At 66.6% G+C, this 5,100-nt stretch carries 4 protein-coding genes and 1 pseudogene; all 5 read right to left on the reverse strand.

Features of this window, described 5'->3' with window-relative positions; genetic code table 11:
• Positions 1 to 1,500: pseudogene (locus AAG816_RS27370) on the reverse strand (IS66 family transposase); the annotation flags it as partial.
• 82 nt (positions 1,501 to 1,582) lie between these two features.
• The gene (gene tnpB / locus AAG816_RS27375; protein ID WP_341992885.1) at positions 1,583 to 1,801 is read right to left on the reverse strand and encodes an IS66 family insertion sequence element accessory protein TnpB; all 219 of its coding nucleotides are present in this window, start codon (positions 1,799 to 1,801) and stop codon (positions 1,583 to 1,585) included.
• A gap of 8 nt (positions 1,802 to 1,809) precedes the next feature.
• On the reverse strand, positions 1,810 to 3,900 hold the full coding sequence (locus tag AAG816_RS27380) for a recombinase family protein (protein WP_341992886.1): 2,091 nt from the start codon (positions 3,898 to 3,900) through the stop codon (positions 1,810 to 1,812).
• Positions 3,901 to 4,374: 474 nt separating this feature from the next.
• Positions 4,375 to 4,533: an IS66 family insertion sequence element accessory protein TnpB gene (gene tnpB, locus AAG816_RS27385; protein ID WP_012977096.1), complete on the reverse strand. Its 159-nt coding sequence runs from the start codon at positions 4,531 to 4,533 to the stop codon at positions 4,375 to 4,377.
• The gene (locus AAG816_RS27390; protein ID WP_341992887.1) at positions 4,530 to 4,922 is read right to left on the reverse strand and encodes a transposase; all 393 of its coding nucleotides are present in this window, start codon (positions 4,920 to 4,922) and stop codon (positions 4,530 to 4,532) included. The genes tnpB (AAG816_RS27385) and AAG816_RS27390 overlap by 4 nt, the downstream gene beginning before the upstream one ends.
• Positions 4,923 to 5,100: the final 178 nt, after the last annotated feature.

Below are 5,100 nucleotides of genomic sequence, written 5' to 3' on the forward strand. Positions count from 1 at the left end.
CGGCCAGCCACGCCTGGGGATCGATGTCGTTCATCTTGGCGCTCACGATCAAGCTGTACATGGCGGCAGCGCGCTGCCCGCCTCGATCCGAGCCGCAGAATAGCCATGCCCGTCTGCCCAGAGCGATGCCGCGCAACGCTCGTTCGGCGCCATTGTTCGTCAGGCAGACCCGTCCGTCACGCAGGAAGCGGGTGAAGCCGGCCCAACGGGTCAGCATGTAGTCCATCGCCTTGGCCACCGGCGCGTGCTTCGACATCCCGGCCCGGGCCGCCCGCATCCAGGTTTCCAGCTCCTCGACCCGGGGCTTGGACAGCTCGGTGCGCACCGCCAGACGGTCGGCCGCCGAACGCCCCAGCGCCTCACGCTCGATGTCGAACAGCGGGTCGATGCGCCGCACCGCCTCCAGCGCCAGCGGGGAAATCGGCGGCGCTCCTTTGCCGCGCCGCTTGTTGGCGGCGATATCGGCCAGCTCGAAGAATTTCCGACGCGCGTGCGCCCAACACAGGGCCTCGGCCACGGGCTGCGGCCGCCGGCTCGTGTCGTAGAGGCGGTTGTATCCGGCATAGGCGTCGGCCTGCAGCACTCCAGCCCAACCGGCCAGATGTGCCTCGGGATGCCCGCCGCCACGGTCGCGGGAGTAACGGAACACCGCCGCCGGCGCCGCCCCGCCGCCGAACGGCCGGTCATCGCGCACATCTTGCCCTTCGCCAGCACCGGCACGGTCGTGTCGTCTCCGTGCAGCCGCTCCGCCGCCAGCACATGCGCCTCGAGCCGGTCGAGCAGCGGTTTCAGCACCCCGCAGGCCGCCCCCACCTGGTCGGCCGCGGTGGACAGGCTGATCTCCATGCCTTCCCTGGCGAAGCGTTCGCACTGGCGGTTCAGCGGCTGGTGCTGGCCGAACTTCTCGAACAGCAGCGTGGCCAGCAGGTTCGGCCCCGCCCAGCCGCGCGGCGTGGTGTGGAACGGTGCCGGCGGCTGGCTGATCGTCTCGCAGTCCCGGCAGGAGAATTTCTCACGCACCGTCTGGATGATCGTCCACCGCGCGGGAATGCGCTCGGCCGTCTCGGTGATGCTTTCGCCCAGCTTGCACAGCCGGGTCGAGCCACAGCATGGGCACGCCGCCGGCGCCGGGATCACGACGCGCTCGCGCGGCAGGTGCGCCGGGAACGGCTTGCGCGACGGCGCTTTGCGGGTGATGCGGGCCGCGCCGGTCGCCTCGGTCACTTGTTCCGCCGCCAGGTCGTCCTCGCCGACACTTGCCTCCGCCTCCTCCAACTGGAATTCGAGTTGGTCGAGCAGTCGGGAGGTCCGTTCGGAGCGCCGGCCGTAGAGGTCGCGCTGGAGCTTCTCGATCCGGAGCTTCAGGCTGGCAATCAGCGCCTGGTCGCCGGATCGTTCGGCCCGCGCCTGGGCGGCGTCCGCCTCCGCCAACGCAGCCCGGCCACGCGCTTCGATCAGCGCGGCGCGCAGGGCGTCGATGGTGTCGGGAAGGGCGTCCATGGGGCCGGATTGTACCTGGAAACCCGCACCGATCCTCGCTCTTCCTGCCGGAGAGCGGCGGGTTGATTCACTGTGCCGCAGCCTATCCGGCCGAGCGCGGCCTCCAGGTTTGCTGCGGATTGCGCCAGTCGATGGCGTCGAGCAGATACGCGAGCTGGGACGCGGAAATGGCCACGGCTCCGCTGGCCGGGCTGGGCCAGATGAAACGGCCCCGTTCAAGCCTCTTGGCGTAAAGCGACATGCCGAGCCCATCATGCCACAGGCACTTCACCATGTCGCCGAATTGCGTGACATAGTGCATCCCTCCTTTCACAATCCTGGCAGCCGCATCGTCTCATCTCTTTGATAATCAACGAGGTTCTTCGGGCGTCGCGCCTTTATCTCGTTCACGCCCGTTTGCACGGCGTCCGTGTCCAAGGCTGCCATGGGAATGTGCCACGGGGCTGATGGGACAAGCTGCGTTGCCGGCAGGATCCCACGCTGAATAAGGCGGTGCACGGAGGGAATGGAGATGCCGAGCCGCTTCGCCGCCTTGTCGGCCGTCAGCGTCTCGGGACGGGGCACGGTCGGGTCGAAATTGGAAAGGCCAAGTCGCTCCCGCAACAGCCGAACCTTCACGGTCGTCCAGGTCTCTCCGTTATCGCTCCGGCACTTCATGCGGTTCAACGTGACGGAGATCTCATGATCCGGCCAATGTCCGGACAGCTTGCGCACGACCTCCACCGCTCCTGGATGTGCTTTGTCCGCTCGACGCCCGGTCCTGGCCCGTGGGACACGCAGTTCGGTGTGTCGGCCACCTATCCAATGAATCCGCAGCACCGCCTCGTGCGCCGCGTCGTCGAGGTCGATCACCACCTCCTCCACGAGCAGCCGGGTCAGACGTTGCCGAGTTCGCGCGTCCGCTGTCGGTGCATTCCAGGCCGCCGACAGATCGTGAGCCGACCCCAGAAGAGCCGCCCTGTTCACCCTTGGGCGCGCCGATGAGCGCGCCTCGGCCTCGGCAATCCGACGTTCGATCTGCGCCACCCGTTCCAGAGCCGTATTCCAGCGCGCTTCCAGTTCTCTCACGACATGGCGCTTTTCCGGCTCCACGAGGTCGTACCGGCGAGCCGCCAACGAGGCATCATAGCGGGCCGCCTCCAACTCGCGCTCCAGCGCTGCCCGCTCTTCCGCCCCCGCCGCAGCCGCCTGGTCGGCGGCAAGCAGGGCAGCCTCCACCGCTCTGGCAGAGACGGCTTCCAGCATCTGCGCCACGACCGCCCGATCGACACGAATACCGCCGATGCCGATGCACAGACCGACACCGACATGGGCATCGTCACCTCGGCATTGGTAACGGTGCGCATGCCCCGACTGCATGCCGTAGAAGACCCGCATCTTGCGACCGCAGTGCCCGCACCGGACCAGCCCGGTCAACAGTGCCCGGCCGCCCCGGCCGGCCTTGCGGGCGGCACGCTTCTGCATGTGGGCGTTTTCCTCCAGCATGCGCTGATGTTCCTCGAACTCGGCCCAGGTGATGTAGCCCTCGTGGTTGTCGCGCAGCAGGGTATTCCACTCGGTGCGCTCCCGTTTATGCCCGCTCGTCTTCCGAGCCCGGCCCTCGACAACGCGAGTCCGGTTACCCCGCCGGCCGAACACATAGGCGCCGGCATAGATCGGGTTCTGCAGGACCTGGATCACCGTGTGGTACGCCGGCGGCTGCCAGAGGATTTTGCAGGCGATGAGGTTGCGCCGCACGACGGGGAGCGACAGTTCGGCGGCGCGCGCCCAGAGAAAAACCTGGCGGGCGCTGCCCAGTTCTCGGAACTTGCTGAACAGCATCCGGATCGCGCCGGCAACACGCTCGTCAGGATCGATTTCGATCCGTCCGGCCTCGTTCCAGCAGTAGCCGGGCGGTAGCGTGAACCGCAGTTCCCCCCTGCGGGCTTTTCCGTCTCGGGCTTCGATGCCGCGTTGACGCAGCAGGCTGAGTTCGTACTCCGACATTGTTCCCTTCAGGCCGAGCAGAAGGCGGTCGTTCAGCAGCCTTGGATCATAGACCCCATCTGGGTCGACAACCAACGCCCCAGCCAGAGCACAAAGGTCAATGAGGTGGTGCCAATCCCGGCCGTTGCGGGCCAGCCTCGATGCCTCGATGCAATAGACGGCACCGACGGTGCCGGCGCAGACCGCCGCCACCAGCTTCTGAAAGCCAGGACGGCATTCGAGGCCGGAACCGGAGCGGCCAAGGTCCTCATCGATGATCATGACATCGACGAACCCAGCCGCCCGTGCGGCGTCAGCCAAGTCATACTGTCGGCGACGGCTTTCCGTGTGGTTGATCAATTGACCAGGTGTGGATTGGCGAACATAGATCGCGGCACCGCGGCCCAGATGATCAACGGTGATCTTGGTGCTCATGGGCCTCCTCCCTGTTCTCCATGTCGAGATGGGCGCCCACAGCTTCCAAGAGGAGATCCGCCAGTACCTGCACGACTTCGTCCGGAACGGCGATGTCTTGAAGCGGAACAGAGAGAGCAAGCGAGAGTTGGGACGTCGGCCGCGGTCGTCTGGTCATCGGCAACCTCCTCCGTGGGTGAGTTGTCCGATGCTGCGCCGTCGCCGATCGAGTCCCGCAGATCCGAGAGAACTGCCGCCAATGCGCTAAGGGCTGCAACTGTGGTCTGCGGCGGACCCAATGCCGCCATATCAAGGCAGTAGGCCGCGTCGCACATCCAGGCCGGCAATTCCCGGGCGGTATCGGGGCATTCCTCGAGCCACAGGACGGAGTGGCCACCACGTACTGTCCGGCTCACCACCCTCAATGTCTTCCCGTACAGCGGGTGCCACCGATACTCCACGCGAGCCGACTCGAAACTGTATGCTGAATGACGCTCAATCCCCGCGACGCCCACGGAAGACGTATAAATCGCCGGCATGAGGATCGCGGCCAAGACCCTCCTGGACCTTCAGCGCCAGCGAGTTCATCCCGCACCGCATGTCGGTGACCCCGCCAGCCAGCCAGACCCGCACGCCCGAGGGCACCGGGATCATGCCGACCGTCCCGACAGCGCGGCGATCACCGTGCCGACCAGGGCCGGATCGACCGCGCCGGTGATGCGCAAGCGCGCCGTCGCGAACTCGACCTCGATGAGACCGGCTGGTGGGGCCGCGGGCGCCGCCGTCGGCTCCGTCATCTCCTCCGGTGCCGCAGCGTCGGTGGCGACGGTGATCGGCATGAAGGCCGGCAGCCGGGGCTGCTGACCGAAGAACTGGCGGCGCCAGCGGTACAGCAGGCTGACGTCCACGCCCAGGCGCCGGGCGACTTCGGTCGCCTTGACGCCCGGCTGAAACGCCTCTTCGACCAGCCGCAGTTTCTCCGCATCGCTGAACTGCCGCCGCCGCTCCAGGCCCGTGATCACCTCAATGCGTTGGATAGTCATAGGGTCTGCCATAGGGATAGCCCGGCCTTAGGGCTTTGGCCAAAACAACAGAATCGCCTGATCGCAACTGCGGGTAGGCGATTCTCAGGGGTGGGCTGAGCGGTTAGACTTGGCGGCATGATCGATGAAGCTGAAATCCGCCGCCATTACGAGCTGCTGCGCCCCGGTCTGGACGAAC

The sequence above is a fragment of the Azorhizobium sp. AG788 genome (genome assembly GCF_943371865.1).
GTDB lineage: Bacteria > Pseudomonadota > Alphaproteobacteria > Rhizobiales > Xanthobacteraceae > Azorhizobium.